Genomic DNA, 14,628 nt, shown 5'->3' on the forward strand with positions numbered 1-14,628 from the left:
GAAACCAGAGGTGGGTGGCGTCTGAATTCACTCGATCGAACTTCCCGCCACCGGATTTCTCAGCCGCGCTCGGCCATCCTGGTCATGTATTCCGCCACTTCGCGCTGCCCCCCGGCCGCTTCCTGGAAGTGTCGGCACACCTGGCCCTGTGTCTCGCGGTTCTGTTCCTGACTGAGCTTGAAAATCGCCTCGGACCGGTTGACCGTGAAACGGAAGGCGCCCACCCCGGGAAGAATCCGGCGGAAGTGGCCCATCGACTCGGTCATGTCCCAACCGTTTCCGAAGTCGGCCTCCAACGTCCCCGCGGTCGCCCGCACGACCGACAGCGTCTCCTCCGCGGACTCGATCGGCTCGATGACGCCGCGCAGCTGCACCGCGGTGTAGTTCCAGGTCGGCGCCGCGGGCGTGAACGGGTACAGCGTCGGCGAGACGTATCCGTGCGGGCCGGCGAAGCTGAGCACCGCGGGCGTGCCGTCGTGCAGCGCCTTCCACTGCGGATTCGCCCGGTTCATATGGCCGAGCAGTGTGCTGCCGGTCAGGTCCGGCGAATCGTCGCCGGCCCGTCCCGGATCCGCGATGACCGGCAGGTGGGTGCCGAACGGTCCGTCCGCGTCGGCACCGTTCGTCATCAACAACGCCAGCGGGTTCCGCCGAACCAGCTCCCGGATCCACCGTGGATCCGGCTCCCGGTACATGCTTGGCACGAACATGACGCTCCACTCCTCCGCGAGATGCGACGACGGTCAGTTCGCCGCCATGGCCTCCCGCAGACTCCGCGGGCGCAGGTCGGTCCAGTTCTGCTCGACGAATTCCAGGCAGGCGGCCTTGACGTCCGCGCCGAAGACGACCCGCCAACCGGCCGGCACCTCCGCGAAGACCGGCCACAGGGAGTGCTGGTCCTCGTCGTTGACCAGGACGTAGAAGCTGCCGTTCTCGTCATCGAAAGGGTTCGTGCTCACGTGCCACCGTCCTTGAAATCGTCGCGGAATGACTCGGGTTCGAATCGAGATGACGCCCGACATTCGACGGCCGCCGAAATAAATGCCAGGCCATCGTAGGCGCCGGCCGCAGACGCCTGTCAAGGACGGTGATACCCCTGTTCAGGAGACCTCTCCCCCAAACCATTTACGGGTCCCCTGTCGCAGAAACCGGGCCCGTCCCGAGTCGGCCCCTAATCTCGTCCGGCAACCCCTATACGCAGCTTCGGGACGTAGACACCGCATTGGAGACAAATACGCTTACTACTCGGCAGACGCTGAGCCTGACCATCCTGAGAGGGACGCCGGGTGCCCGATCAAGGCAAACGCGCTGCGTTTCGGACACGACGAGGACGGTGGAGAAGTGAGACGTTCAGCGGTTTCTGTTTCAGGGCTGCGCAAGAGCTACGGCGACAAGGTGGTCCTCGACGGCATCGACTTCGACGTCCCCGCGGGATCGGTCTTCTCCCTGCTCGGCCCGAACGGGGCAGGCAAGACCACGACCGTGAACATCCTGACGACCCTGATGCGAGCCGACGCCGGCACGGTGCACGTCGCCGGACACGACGTGACGACCGCGACCAGGCAGGTGCGCTCGGCAATCGGCGTGACCGGCCAGTTCGCCGCGGTGGACGAACTGCTGTCGGGCCGGGAGAACCTGCGCCTGGTCGCGGACCTGAAGCACCTGCGTGCCGGTGACCCGGTCGTCACCCGGCTGCTGGAACGCTTCGACCTGGTGGAGTCGGCGGACAAGTTGGCCTCGACCTACTCCGGCGGCATGCGACGCAAGCTCGACCTGGCGATGACGCTCGTCGGCAACCCGGACATCATCTTCCTGGACGAGCCGACGACCGGCCTCGACCCGCGCAGCCGGCGCACGATGTGGAGCATCGTCCGCGAGCTGGTCGCCGAGGGCACCACGATCTTCCTGACCACCCAGTACCTCGAGGAAGCCGACCAGCTCGCCGACCAGGTCGCGGTCCTCAACCAGGGCCGGCTGGTCGCCCAGGGCACCCCCGAGCAGCTCAAGCGCCAGGTCCCCGGCGCGCACCTGCAACTGCGGTTCGCCGAGGTGCACGACCTCGACGCGGCGGCCCGGGTCCTGGGTGCCGTCACTCGGGACGACGACGAACTGACCCTGCAGGTGCCACACGACGGTGAGCCCCGGTCGCTGCTGACCCTGCTCAACCGCCTCGACGAGCAGTCGATCAATCTCCGGGAGTTCGCCGTACGGACCCCCGACCTCGACGACGTCTTCCTGTCCCTGACCGAGCACTCCGCCACCAGCCACCGCCGTGAGGAGGCGATCGTCCGATGAGCACTGTCGCGACCTCGTTCGGTGACTCGACCGTCATGCTGCGCCGCAACCTCCGGCACACCCTGCGCAACCCGACCACGGTGTTCAACGCGATCCTGTTCCCGATCGTGATCATGCTGATGTTCGTCAAGGTGTTCGGCGGCGCGTTCGACGTCGGCTCCAGCTACATCGACTACGCGACACCGGGCCTGCTCGTGATGGCGGTCAGCTACGGGCTGGGGGCCACCGCGACGGAGGTGAACTCCGACATGACCAAAGGCATCATCAATCGTTTCAAGGTCATGGACGTCTCTCGGGGTTCCGTGCTGACCGGGCACGTGATCATGACAACCCTGCGCTGCCTGGTGGCCTGCGCGGCCATCATCGGAGTTGCCTTCGGACTGGGCTTCCGCCCCAGTGCCGGCCCCGTCGACTGGCTCGCCGCGATCGGCGTGATCGTGCTGCTCGGCTTCGCGGCCGGCTGGCTCACCGTGGCGTTGGGGCTTGCCGCGAAGACCGTGGAGTCGGCCGGCATCGCCACCGTACCGCTGATCATGCTGCCGTTCCTGAGCAGCGCGTTCGTGCCGGCGGAGTCGATGGGAGCCGGCGTGCGGCAGTTCGCGGAGTACCAGCCGTTCACCCCGATCATCGAGACGCTGCGCGGACTGCTGATGGGCCAACCCTCGACCGGTAGCGCGCTGGCAGCCGTCGCCTGGTGTCTCGGGCTGGCGTTCATCGGATACCTGTGGTCGGTCTCCACCTTCAACAAGCGGGCGTGACACACCGAGCCTCGACAATGTAGTTGGGCTCGGGCACCACCGGGGCGGACGCCCTCCGGTACCTCGGCCCCCGTGGCGCCGGCTCGACGAACCTTGATCGCCGAGCCGGTGCCGCACGGTCGACCTGCCGCGCCGACCGGCCAACGCTCATCACCGCGGCACCCGCCTCTCTCCCTGGGAGTGACAATGACAGCGAACCCCGTCGAAATCGCCGACCTGCGCAAGTCGTTCGGCTCCGTCAAAGCGCTCGACGGCCTGCACCTGACCGTCCGTCCCGGTGAGATCGCCGGCTTCCTCGGCCCCAACGGCGCCGGGAAGTCGACCACCATCCGGGTGCTGCTCGGCCTGCAGCACCGCGACTCGGGTACCGCCCGGCTCTTCGGTGGCGACGCGTGGCGCGACGCCGTGGCCCTGCACCGCCGGCTCGCCTACGTCCCCGGTGACGTGAGCCTGTGGCCCAACCTCACCGGCGGCGAGGCCATCGACTACCTGACCCGGCTGCACGACACGTCCGACCGGGCGGAGCGCCGAAAGCGCAAAGCCGCCCTGCTGGACCACTTCGAACTCGACCCGACCAAGAAGGCACGCACGTACTCGAAGGGCAACCGCCAGAAGGTGGCGCTCGTGGCCGCCTTCCTCATCGACCCCGAGCTCTACATCTTCGACGAGCCGACCTCCGGCCTGGACCCCCTGATGGAGGCGGTCTTCACCGAGCACGTCCAGCAGGTCAAGGACGCGGGACGTGCGGTACTGCTCTCCTCGCACATCCTGAGCGAGGTGGAGAAGGTCTGCGACACCGTCACGATCATCAGGAACGGTCGCACGGTCGAGTCCGGCACCCTGACCGAGCTGCGACACCTGACCCGTACCACCGTCAGCGCGCTCGTCGTCGACGACCCGGCGGCCATCACCGGACTCGCCGGTGTCCATGACGTCACCACCACCGCCGGAGGCGGCGACGTCACAAAGGTCGACCTCTCCGTCGACAACGCACAGATCGGTGCGGTCCTGGCCGCGCTGTCGCGGCTGGACGTACGCGGTCTCACGGCCACCCCACCGTCGCTGGAGGAACTGTTCATGCGGCACTACGGCGCCGACCCGGCCGCTGCGGCGCCCCGAGACGTCGAGGCGGTGACCCGATGAGCACGCCGACCACCCACGTCGCTCGGCAGGCACCGCCCACCCGCCCCGCCGAGGCGCGGACTCCGGCCTCCACCTCCACCCTGGCGGGCACCGGCTACCTCCTGCGGTTCATGCTGCGGCGCAACCGGGTCCGGCTGGCGGTCTGGACGGGCTCCCTGGTGGCGTTCTGCGGTTACTACGTGGTCGCCATCGCGGCGGTCTACCCCACCGCCGCCGACCGGCAGAACCGGGCCGAGTCGATCGACAACGCCGGTGGCACGCTGCTGGCCGGACCGGGCTACGGGCTGGAGGACTACACCATCGGCAGGATGTTCGCCAACGAGATGTCGCTGTGGTTGATGGCGCTCCTGGCGACGATGAACATCCTGCTGATCGCCCGCAACACGCGCGCCGAGGAGGCGAGCGGCCGCACCGAACTCGTCCGGGCCCTGCCCGTCGGACGACACGCGGGGACCGTGGCGGCGTTCCTGGTGGTGGTGATCGCCGACGTTGCCTTCGCCCTGTTCGGTAGCGCGCTCATGATCAGCGCCGGGCAACTCGCCGCGGTGGACACCATCGTTCTGCTGACCGGTGTGATGCTCACCGCCCTGGTCTTCGCCGCCGTCACGACGGTGACCAGCCAACTGACCGTGCACAGCCGCGGCGCCTCCGGCCTCGCCTTCGCGGCACTCGCCGCCGCGGTGCTGATCCGGGGCATCGGGGACATCCAGCAGCAACACGGCAGCTGGCTGTCCTGGCTGTCCCCGATCGCCTGGGCGCAGCAGACCAGACCGTACGCCGACGTCCGGCTCTGGCCGCTCGGCCTGAGCCTGCTGGCGATCCTCGTGGCGCTGGCTGTCGGGGCCGTCCTGGCATCCCGGCGTGACCTCGGGGGCGCCCTCCTGCACGGCCGGCCCGGCCCCGCCGCCGCCGCGCCGTCGCTGGCCAGCCCGTTCGCGCTCGTCGTCCGCCAGCAGCGCGGGGCGCTGCTGTGGTGGCTCGTGGGGTGTGTGGCGATGTTCGGCCCCGCCGGACTGTTCCTCGGCGCGGACTCCGGTGACGCCCTCCAACGGATCGCCGAGCAGAACGAACTCACCGAGACCATCTTCGGCGACGACCCGATCATGGCCTTCCTGGCCATCATGATGCTGCACAACGCGCTCGCGGTGGCCGTGTTCACCACCGCGTCGGTGCTGCGCGTGCAGACCGAGGAGGACGAGGGCCGACTCGGGCTGGGCCTGTCCCGGCCGACGTCGAGAACCAACGCGCTGCTCGCCCACCTGGCCGTCGCCGGGATCGGCGCGCTCGTGCTGCTCGTCGCCGGCGGTGCCCTGCCGCTCTGGATCGGCGCCTCCCTCTCCGGCGGCGACACCAGTCTGCTGATCCTGCTCAACAGTGCCGGCGCGTTCGCGCTCGGCATCGCGGTCCTGATCGGCTTCACTGCGGCGCTCTACGCCTGGGTTCCCCGGGTGAGCGCGCTCGCGTGGGTGTTCTGCGGGATCATCGTGGTGGAGCGGTTCTTCGGATCGGTCCTCCAGCTACCCACCGCGGTCAAGGCCCTGTCGCCGTTCTGGTGGGTCGGCAACTACCCGAACGCGTCCCTCGATCCGGCGCACCTGGCGGGTCTCGGCGTGGCCGCGGCGGCGCTGGTGGCGCTGGCGGTCGCCGGCTTCCGCCGACGTGACCTCAGCGCGGGCTGAGCACCTGATCGACCGCCCAGCGTGGGGCGGTTCCCGATGGCCCCGGCCCGACGGCCGGGGCCATCGGCGTGCGGTCACGGGTTCACCCGGTGGATGCCGGCGGCCGCCGGGCGTACCAGCGACGGCCTGGGGTGGCGGTGACACCGTGCACCACCGTGCTCGCCACCACCGCCAGGCTCCCGGCAGCCCACAACCGGGTGTCGGCGACCCCGTTCTCCTGACTGTGCGTGAGATAGAACAGCGCAGACACCCCGATCGGGCCGAACCAGCCGAGAAACACCGTGCTCCGCCAGGACATCCCCAGCAGCGGCTGCAGCGCCAGCACCACCGGTAGCCGGCGCAGCAGCAGCACCGCGACGGCGAAAGCGACGACCGGCCAACCGAGATCGACCCAGTCGTGCCACGGCACCTCGACACCGAGCAGGAAGAACAACGGCAACACCAGGTAGCGGGTCAGTGCGTCGTCGAGCCGTTGCTGCGACGCGCGGGAGCGGCCACCGACGACCGCGTTGTACGCGAGACCGGCGACGAAGACCGCGAGGATCCCGTCCGTGTACGCCGACCGGGCGACGCCCAGCGCGGCGACGCCGAGCACGATCGTGAAGACCAGCAGGGAGCCCCGGTCCACGTCCTCCCGCTGCTCCGCGGCCAGGATGGCCCGGCCCGCGGCCCAGCCGACGGTCACGCCGATAAGCAGCGCGCCAGCGACCGCCCAGATCACCTCGACCAGAGCGCCACGCAGCGACCCGGACGTGACGACGGACAGGGCGAGCACGACGAAGGCGAAGGCGAGGCCGTCGTTGGCGCCGGACTCGCCGCTGATCACCTGCCGCAACCGCGCCGGGAGCTGCCGCTCAGCGGGCCCACCGGAGACGACGCTCGACGCCAGCACCGGGTCCGTCGGTGTCACGCAGGCGCCGAGCAGCACCGCGAGGGCCAGCGGAAGACCGAGGACGAGCCAGGCCAGACCGGCGCTGACCACCGCCATGCCGACCATCGCGACGGCGAGCAGCACACCGACCGGACGGATCACCGACCGGTAGTCCGACAGCGGAAAACGCAGCGCGACCGCCATCAGCGAGATGGCCAGCAGTATCCGACTGGACTCCAGCATCAGCGCCGTCATCTGGTCGGCGGGCAGGTCGATCAGGCCGAGCACCGGACCGGCGAGGACGCCCAGGAGGAGCGCGAGCAGCGGCTCACTGACTGGTGCCCGTCGCACGGAACTGGACCAGAAGGCCAGCACCAGCGCCAGGACCCCCACCAGGGCGTAGCTGAGATGCAGCCGGTTCATCCCTGGTCGTTACCCCCCTTTCTCCCGCCGCATACCAGCCGACTGCTGCGCCAACGGGTGGATCGTCCCGGTCCCGCCCGACTCGATCCCCACCAGCCCCGGTACCCGCGGTTGTCGGGTTGACATCAGATCGGTGTGCGGTCCCGCGCCGGTCGCATAGCCTCCAGCCACCTGCCAGACGGCAATCGGGAGGCGCGGTGGCGACCCGGGACCGGCATGACGCCCAGCCGCCCACGGTCGGCGGCCGGCCAGCCGTGGCGCTACCGACGCCGGGCGGCGCGATCCGCGGCCTCGGTGAGAAGTTCGCCGCCAACCCGGTGACCGGCAGCGCCTCGCTGAGTGTGCCGCTCGGCGCCACCGCCGGCCGCTCCGACTTCGGCCCGGACCTGACGATCGGCTACGACTCGGCGGCCGGGCAGAGCGTCTTCGGCTACGGCTGGCAGCTCGACCTGCCGACGGTCAGCCGGCAGACCGAGCGGGGTGTGCCCCGCTACCGCGACGACACCGACGTCTTCGTGCTCTCCGGCGCGGACGATCTGGTCCCGGTCCCCGACGCCGCAGTGCTCCGCGACGGCTACCGGATCCAGCGGTACCGACCCCGCATCGAGTCCGGCGACGCACGCGTCGAACGGTGGAGCAGCATCGCCGACCGGGCCGATGTCCGCTGGCGGGTGATCAGCGCGGACAACGTCACCTCCTGGTACGGCCGCGACCAGGCCAGCCGGATCGTCGACCCGACCGAGCCGGGACGGATCTTCAGCTGGCTGCTCTGCCAACGCCATGACGACCGGGGCAACGTCATGGTCTTCGAGTATCAGGCCGAGGACTCCTCCGGGGTGGACACCCACGGCGTCGACGAACACCACCGCACCGACGCCGGCCGCGGCGCCAACCGGTACCTCAAGCGGGTGCGCTACGGCAACGAGACGCCGTACCACCCGGACGACGGGGCGGCACTGCCCACCACGTGGCACTTCGACCTCGTTCTCGACTACGGCGAGGACGGCGACGGGGCCTGGCCGGTCCGCGCGGACCCATGGTCCAGCTATCGCGCCGGGTTCGAGGTCCGGACCTACCGGCTGTGCCGGCGTGCGCTGATGTACCACCGGTTCCCGTCCCTCGGCGACACCGCACAGCTGGTCGCGTCAACCGACTTCGGCCACCAGGTCCGCGACGGGTACACGTTCCTGGCGACGGTGACCCGACGCGGGTACGACGGCACCGCGAGCGGCGAGCTGCCACCGCTGTCGCTGTCGTACCAGCAGGGCGTGGTGGACCCGGTGGCGCACGAGGTGACCGGTCTGCCGTACGGGTTCGACGAGACGGCCCGGTTCTGGGTCGACCTCGCCGGTGAGGGGGCCGCCGGCCTGCTCACCCGGCACCGCGGCGCCTGGTGGTACGCGCGCAACCTGAGCCCGTCGACCGGCCGGGGGCAGTTCGCGGCACCCCGCCCGACCACGGCCCGACCCAGCGGGGAGGCCGGCGGTCTGCTGCTCGACCTCGACGGCTCCGGCGCGCCCGACCTGGTCCGCCTGACCGGCACCGGATCGGTCGTCGCCCGCCGCGCCGACGACGGCACCTGGCGGGCGGCCGAGCCGCTGGCGGCGGCACCGATCCCGGCTGGGGATCCCGACGGCGCGCGCCTGCACCTGGCCGACCTGACCGGCGACGGCCTGCCGGATCTCGTCGCCGAGAACGCCAGCGGGGCGCGGTGGTACGCGTGTCTGGGCCGGGACGGTTACGCCGCGGCGATGGCGCTCGTGGACGGCGAGACCGGCGCGACGCTGCCCCGCTTCACCTCGGGCGAGGGCACCGAGCTGGTGCAGTTCGCCGACATGAGCGGCGACGGCCTGCCCGACCTGGTGCGCGTCGGCAACGGCTCGGTCCGGTACCGGCCCAACCTGGGGCACGGTCGGTTCGGCACCTGGGTCCGGATGGCCGACGCCCCCTGGTTGGACCAGCCCGGCCAGTTCGACCCACGACGGGTGCTGCTCGGCGACGTCGACGGGACCGGCCCGGTCGACCTGGTGTACCTCGCGGCCGACGCGGCCCGGCTGTACGTCAACCGCAGCGGCAACGGTTTCGCGCCGCCCCGCAGGCTCACCGGCGTGCCCACCCCCGACCGGGTGACCGGTGCGGCTCTGATCGACCTGCTCGGAGTCGGCACCGCCTGCCTGGTCTGGTCCACGCCGCTGCCGGCCGGCGGGCGGACACCGCTGCGCTACCTGGACCTGATGGGCGGGGTGAAACCGCACCTGCTGATCGGCTACGACAACGGGCTGGGCGCGCAGGTGCGGATCGAGTACCGCCCGTCGACCGCCTTCTATCTGGAGGACGAGGCGCGGGGGCGGCCCTGGGCCACCCGGCTGCCCTTCCCGGTGCAGTGCGCGTACCGGGTCACCACCACCGACCGGGTCCGGGAGACGGTGTTCGTCCGCCGCACCTCCTACCACGACGGTTGCTACGACCCCCGGGAGCGGGAGTTCCGTGGCTTCGGCCTGGTGGAGACGCAGGACACCGAGAGCTACGACAGCTTCGCCGGTGCGGCGAACGCATCCGACCCGAGCCTGCACCAGCCGCCGGTGCTGACCCGCAGCTGGTTCCACACCGGCTCGCTGGCCGGCGAGCGGCTGCTGCACAGCCGCCGGGAGCAGTACTTCGTCAACCCGGAGTGGGCCGAGCACGACCTGGCGGAGCCGGTGCTGCCGGCCGGGCTGACCGACGACGAGTACGCCGAGGCGGTGCGCGCCCTCAAGGGGCTGCCGCTGCGCACCGAGGTGTACGCCGTCGACGGGTCGTCCCGCGAGGATTTCCCGTACACGGCGACCGAATGGTCCTACCAGATCCGGCGGGTGCAGCCACGGGTGTTCCGGGTGGCGCCGGCCGAGGCGGTCCGGTACGGCTACGACCGGGTACCGGCCGATCCCCGCGTGGAGCACATGCTGGTGCTGGAGCTGGACGACCTGGGCATGGTGCGCCGGTCGGCGAGCGTGGTGTACCCGCGTCAGCGGGTCGACCCGGCGCTGCCGGAGCCGGTCCGGGTGGCACAGGCCCGCCGGCACGTCACGTACACCGAGCACGACCACACCGCCGACGTGTCCACCGCCGACGCGCACCGGTCGCGGGTGGTCCACGACAGCCGCGGCTACGAACTCGCCGGACTCGGCGCACCGACCGGCTTCCTGTCCCGCGCCGACCTGCTCGCCGCCGTGGCCGGTGCCCCACGGGTGCCGTACGAGCAGCTCGACGGCGACGGCGTACGGTTGCGGCTGCTCGCCCGATGGCGGGTCGACTTCCTCGCCGACGACCTCAGCGGCCCACTGCCGGCGGGCACCATGCAGTCGCTGGGCCTGGTCCACCGGGTGTACCGGCTCGCGCTCACCGACGGCCTCGTGGCGGCGGGCTACGACGGTGCCGTTTCCGCCGCCGACCTGACCGCCGCCGGCTACGTGCCGGGCGACGGCGGGTGGTGGCTCCCGTCGGACACCGACGTCCTCCCGGCCGACGCCCGCGACCACTTCTACCTGCCGGCCGGCCATCGCGACCCGTTCGGTCTGGTCACCACCGTGGAACGGGACCACGACCTGCTGCCCCGGCGGATCACCGACCCGCTCGGCCACCAGACCACGGCCCGCAACGACTTCCGGGTGCTGGCACCGGACCGGGTCACCGACGTCAACGGCAACCACCGCGCCGTGCGCTACGACCCGCTCGGGGTGGTCGTCGCCGCCGCTGCGGCCGGGCAGGACGGCGAGGGCGACACCCTCGCCGATCCGACCGCCACCGTCGAGTACGACCTGTTCCGGCAGCCGGCCCGGCTCGTGGTGCGACACCGGGAGCAGCACGGCGCCGCCAACCCGCGTTGGCAGGAGCGGCACGTCCACCTCGACGGCACCGGCGCCGCGCTGATGACCAAGACCCAGGCGCCGCCCGGTCCCGCCCTCACCGTCGACCCGGAGACCGGCGCGGCGGTCGAGGTCGACACCGGCACCGAGCTGCGCTGGATCGGTACCGGACGGACGATCGTCGACAATCGTGGCGCCCCGGTCAAGCAGTACCAGCCGTACTTCAGCACCACCGCAGACCACGAGTCGGAAGCCGCCCTCGTCGAGACCGGGGTCACCCCGGTGATCCGCTACGACCCGGTCGGCCGGGTGATCCGGGTGGACGCGGCCGACGGCACCTTCACCCGGTTCGAGCACGGCGCCTGGCTGACCCGCGAGCACGACGCCAACGACACGGTGCTGGACAGCCTCTGGTACGGCGAGCGTGGCTCACCGTCGACCGCCGAGCCGGAGCCGGCCGACCCGCACCGGCGGGCGGCGTGGCTGGCGGCGGCGCACGCCGGCACGGCGACCGAGCGTCACCTCGACGGGCTTGGCCGCGAGGTGCTGGCCAGCGCCGACAACGGTGCGGCCGGACCGGTCCGGTCCCGGTCGGAGGCCGACCTGGCCGGACACGTCGTGACCGCGTTCGACACCCGGGACCGTCCGGTCGCCACGGTGGTCACCGATCTGCTCGGCCGCCCGGTGCGGGCGCACGGCGCGGAGCGGGGCAGCCGCTGGATGCTCACCGACGTGGCCGGCACCCCCGTGCGGGTGTGGGACGACGCGGGGCGGGTCTTCGCGACCGGGTTCGACGCCTTCCGTCGGCCCACCACGACGACCTGCACCCACCCCGGCGGGCAGGCCGTGGTGGGCCGGGTGGTCTACGGCGACGCGCATCCGGAGGGGGCGCGGCGCAATCTGCTGGGGCTGGCGCACGTCGTGTACGACGCGGCCGGCTCGGTGACGTTGGAACGCGCCGACTTCCGGGGCCGACCGGTCGAGCTGACCCGCCGGTTCACCCGCGACATCCACTCGCCGGCGGACTGGAGCGGTGACCCCGACGCGCTGCTGGAGTCGGCCGGGCACACCGCGTCGGCGCGTTACGACGCCGTGGACCGGGTGACCGAGGCGACGCTCGCCGACGGCACCGTGCTGAGCCCCGGCTACGACGTGGCCAACCGGCTCGTCGCGCTCACCGCCACCGGGCACGGGTCCACGCACACCTTCCTGGTCGGCGAACGCTACGACGCCCAGGGACGACGGCTGAGCGTGGAACTCGGCAACGGCGCGGTCACCCGGTACGCGTACCACCCCCGCTCGCTGCGGCTGACCGGGGTCACGACCACGGCTCAGGGCGGCGGCCGGCTCCAGGATCTCGCGTTCTTCCACGATCCGGTCGGCAACGTCACCGAGATCGTCGACGGGGCGCAGCAGACCCACTTCTTCGCCAACGCGGTGGTCCGGCCGGACACCCGGTTCACCTACGACGCCCTCTACCGGCTCGTGCGGGCCAGCGGGCGGGAGCACGCGGGGCTGGATCAGGCCGACCACACCGACCCGGTGCCGGTGGCGCTGCCGCACCTCAACGACGCGACGGCGGTGCGCCGGTACCACCAGGTCTACCGCTACGACGACCTCGGCAACCTGACCGAGGTGCGGCACGTCGCGGACGGCGGCGGCTGGACGCGGCGCTACCGCTACGCGTACGACGCCGATCCGGCCGACCTCACCAACCGGCTGCTCGCCACCAGCCGGCCCGGTGACCCGCCGGGGACGTTCAGCGCGAGCTATGGACACGACGTGCACGGCAACATGGTCACGATGCCCCATCTGGCGTCGCTGAGCTGGGACGTCTTCGACCGGCTCGGCGGCGCGGACCTGGGCGGCGGCGGCACCGTCCAGATGGCGTACGGTGCGGGCGGCGACCGGGTCCGTAAGGTGGTGCAGCGGCAGGGCGGGCTGCGCACCGAGCGGCGGTACCTGGGCCCGGTCGAGTTGTACCGCGAGTGGATGAACGGCACGCTGCGGCGGCAACGGTGGACCCTGCACGTCTCCGACGGCCAGGGGCGGCTGGCGCAGGTCGACACGACCACGGTGGGCGACGGGCCGGTGGGCGCTCCGGTGGTGCGGTACCGCTACACCAACCACCTCGGCTCGTCGATGCTGGAGACCGACGCGGACGGGGTGCCGATCTCCTACGAGGAGTACCACCCCTTCGGCACCACCGCGTACCGCTCGTCGCGGCCGTCGGCGCACCACAGCCTGGCGCGCTACCGGTACACCGACGGGGAACGCGACGAGGAGACCGGGCTCTACCAGTTGGGGGCCCGGTACTACGCGGCCTGGCTGGGCCGGTGGACCAGCCCTGACCCGGCCGGCTTCGTCGACGGGCCGAACCTCTACGCCTACTGCCGCAACAACCCGGTCACGCTGGCCGACCCGACCGGCACCAACGGCGGGCGCCGCCGCCTGCCGTACGAGTATCCGGAGCTGAACAGCGCGATGGCGGCCGACCCGGGCAGCTTCCGGGACACCGGCGAGGTCGCCGCCACCCACACCAGCAGCGGCACCGAACTGCGTTGGCGAGTGCTCCAGCACGACACGTTCGGCCGGGTCTGGCAGTACGCCGGGGCGGTGACCGGCCCGTACCACACGGTTGTCTGGGGCGGTCCGCCACTCATCCGCGAGTCCGACGCGATGGCCCGCTGGCCCGGAGCCCGGGTCGGGCCGCCGGCACCGCAGCCGCAGGAGGACGGCGACCTCACCGGGCCACCGGGCCCCGCCGAGCCCCCGCACCCGGACACCGGCAGCGCGGGCGGTGGCACCGGTGACGAGCCGGCACCGGAGGCCGGGCCCGGCACCGAAGCGGGCACCGGGCAGGAGCCCGGCGAGGCGCCGGGCCGCACCGGCGGGCAGGGCGCGGTGACCATGTGGGACACCCACCAGCGCGGCCAGTACATGCAGGGCAACCGGGCGGCCTCCGACGCGGCGCAGCGGTCGATTGCGCAGAGCGTCGCCGAGGGCAACACCGACGACGCGATGCGTGCCGCGCAGGAGGTGTCGGAGGCCCGCAACGCGCGGCGGCTGGCCACCCAGGGCCGGCTGAGCCCGGGCGGTCGCGCGCTGTCCCAGGCGATCGAGGGTGAACGCAGCTTCGCCTCGATGCTCCGGACGTACGTGAACCGGCTCCCCGGTGTGGAGGGCGGCCGGCCGGTCCCCTCCTCTGGCCCGGGCGAGACCGCCCGGCGGATCGCCGTGGCGGCCGGCGAGAGCCGAGGCTCCCTGAAGACCCTCACCAGGATCGGGCGGGTGGCCGGCCCGGTGGGGATCGCGCTCGGCGCCGTCTTCGGCATCCATGCGGTCGCGACCGCCCCGGAGGGGCAACGTGGCCGGGTCGCCGCGCGGGAGGTCGGCAGCTTCGTCGGCGGCGCGATCGGCGCCTCGGTCGGGATGACCGCCGGAGTGGCGCTGGCCGGCGGCATCTCCGGATTCCTGATCGGTCTCGGCGTGATCAGTGGCCCGATCGGCTGGCTCGCGATCGGTCTCGGCCTGCTCGGCGCGGCGGCGGTCGGCTGGTGGTGGAGCAGGCGGGGTGGCCAGATCGGCGAAGCGATCTACGACTGGTGGTAGTG

Annotated in this window: 8 protein-coding genes; 5 read left to right on the forward strand and 3 right to left on the reverse strand. The window is 71.8% G+C overall.

The window, feature by feature from the left end:
• Positions 1-59: 59 nt before the first annotated feature.
• Positions 60-710 carry an FMN-binding negative transcriptional regulator gene (locus tag KBX00_RS05165; protein ID WP_301547387.1) on the reverse strand — a complete coding sequence of 217 codons (651 nt, stop codon included), beginning with the start codon at positions 708-710 and terminating at the stop codon, positions 60-62.
• Between the two features lie 33 nt (positions 711-743).
• On the reverse strand, positions 744-959 hold the full coding sequence (locus KBX00_RS05170; RefSeq protein WP_164449084.1) for an MbtH family protein: 216 nt from the start codon (positions 957-959) through the stop codon (positions 744-746).
• 382 nt (positions 960-1,341) lie between these two features.
• On the opposite strand from KBX00_RS05170, the gene KBX00_RS05175 reads away from it, so the two are divergent.
• From KBX00_RS05175 to KBX00_RS05190, 4 genes are all read left to right on the forward strand, one after another.
• Complete coding sequence (locus KBX00_RS05175) at positions 1,342-2,295, forward strand: ATP-binding cassette domain-containing protein (RefSeq protein ID WP_210823797.1); 954 nt, start codon at positions 1,342-1,344, stop codon at positions 2,293-2,295.
• Complete coding sequence (locus tag KBX00_RS05180; protein ID WP_210823799.1) at positions 2,292-3,053, forward strand: ABC transporter permease; 762 nt, start codon at positions 2,292-2,294, stop codon at positions 3,051-3,053. The genes KBX00_RS05175 and KBX00_RS05180 overlap by 4 nt, the downstream gene beginning before the upstream one ends.
• A gap of 186 nt (positions 3,054-3,239) precedes the next feature.
• Positions 3,240-4,196, forward strand: coding sequence for an ABC transporter ATP-binding protein (locus KBX00_RS05185; protein ID WP_210823801.1), 957 nt, complete (start codon positions 3,240-3,242; stop codon positions 4,194-4,196).
• Positions 4,193-5,875, forward strand: a complete 1,683-nt coding sequence (locus KBX00_RS05190) for an ABC transporter permease (RefSeq protein WP_301547388.1) — start codon at positions 4,193-4,195, stop codon at positions 5,873-5,875. The genes KBX00_RS05185 and KBX00_RS05190 overlap by 4 nt, the downstream gene beginning before the upstream one ends.
• A gap of 82 nt (positions 5,876-5,957) precedes the next feature.
• Here KBX00_RS05190 and KBX00_RS05195 read toward each other — a convergent pair whose 3' ends face one another.
• The gene (locus KBX00_RS05195; protein WP_210823802.1) at positions 5,958-7,169 is read right to left on the reverse strand and encodes a sodium:proton antiporter; all 1,212 of its coding nucleotides are present in this window, start codon (positions 7,167-7,169) and stop codon (positions 5,958-5,960) included.
• 197 nt (positions 7,170-7,366) lie between these two features.
• Here KBX00_RS05195 and KBX00_RS05200 point away from each other — a divergent pair, with 197 nt between their 5' ends.
• Complete coding sequence (locus KBX00_RS05200; protein ID WP_210823805.1) at positions 7,367-14,626, forward strand: SpvB/TcaC N-terminal domain-containing protein; 7,260 nt, start codon at positions 7,367-7,369, stop codon at positions 14,624-14,626.
• The last annotated feature ends 2 nt before the right edge of the window (positions 14,627-14,628 follow it).

This window comes from Micromonospora sp. C95 (assembly GCF_018070465.1).
In the GTDB taxonomy this organism is placed as follows: domain Bacteria; phylum Actinomycetota; class Actinomycetes; order Mycobacteriales; family Micromonosporaceae; genus Micromonospora.

Coding starts and splice junctions, on each gene's coding strand:
- KBX00_RS05165 (WP_301547387.1), bottom strand. CDS start 710: ATGTTCGTGCCAAGCATGTACCGGGAGCCGGATCCACGGTGGATCCGG.
- KBX00_RS05180 (WP_210823799.1), top strand. CDS start 2,292: ATGAGCACTGTCGCGACCTCGTTCGGTGACTCGACCGTCATGCTGCGC.
- KBX00_RS05185 (WP_210823801.1), top strand. CDS start 3,240: ATGACAGCGAACCCCGTCGAAATCGCCGACCTGCGCAAGTCGTTCGGC.
- KBX00_RS05190 (WP_301547388.1), top strand. CDS start 4,193: ATGAGCACGCCGACCACCCACGTCGCTCGGCAGGCACCGCCCACCCGC.
- KBX00_RS05195 (WP_210823802.1), bottom strand. CDS start 7,169: ATGAACCGGCTGCATCTCAGCTACGCCCTGGTGGGGGTCCTGGCGCTG.